Origin of the sequence: Ectobacillus ponti, assembly GCF_024294785.1 — a bacterium.
In the GTDB taxonomy this organism is placed as follows: domain Bacteria; phylum Bacillota; class Bacilli; order Bacillales; family Bacillaceae_G; genus Ectobacillus; species Ectobacillus ponti.
The window spans coordinates 1-510 of record NZ_JANCLT010000123.1; the positions used below are offsets into that span (position 1 = coordinate 1).

Here is a 510-nt window from a genome sequence, read left to right on the forward strand (position 1 = left end):
GATGACAGCATTTTCTGAAACAGAACACATGCATATGATCACTGCTGTGAATGAAGAAAACAGGTAACAACTAACAACACAGTTAAATCCTGATTATCAACACAAGAGTTTTGTCATTCTTATTTCTTTGTTGCAAGAAAAATAGGTTTCACTGAAAACAAGAATCACTGGAACAACCAGAGAATTTTTCTTAAGCATTCACTGGGCTTCTGATGGTGCGCTGTTCAGTACTTAATGGTGCTTGTTCTCAAATAGGCCATCGGGTCCCCATGGGAACTCCTTGTTACGGATGTGCAGATAGGGGTACGCCGGCGGCTCGTCGAAGTGGGGGTGGCCCTTGGAGAGGTTGTACGCCGCCAGCAGGGTGCAGGTGACGATCCCGGCGTAGGTGATCTTCTCCCACTTGGCCGTCTCATGGGCGTCGTCGTGGGCGGAGGAGGACATGCGGCGCCTCGCCGCGGGGGCGGCGGTCGCCTTGGCGCGCGCCGCCAGCGAGCGGAGGCCGGATCT

The 510-nt window shown here is 52.9% G+C and carries 1 protein-coding gene; it reads right to left on the bottom strand.

The window, feature by feature from the left end; all coding sequences use genetic code 11:
- Window positions 1–231: 231 nt before the first annotated feature.
- Window positions 232–510, bottom strand: a 279-nt coding sequence (locus NK662_RS24855) for a hypothetical protein (protein WP_254761391.1), incomplete at its 5' end; no start/stop codon positions are given.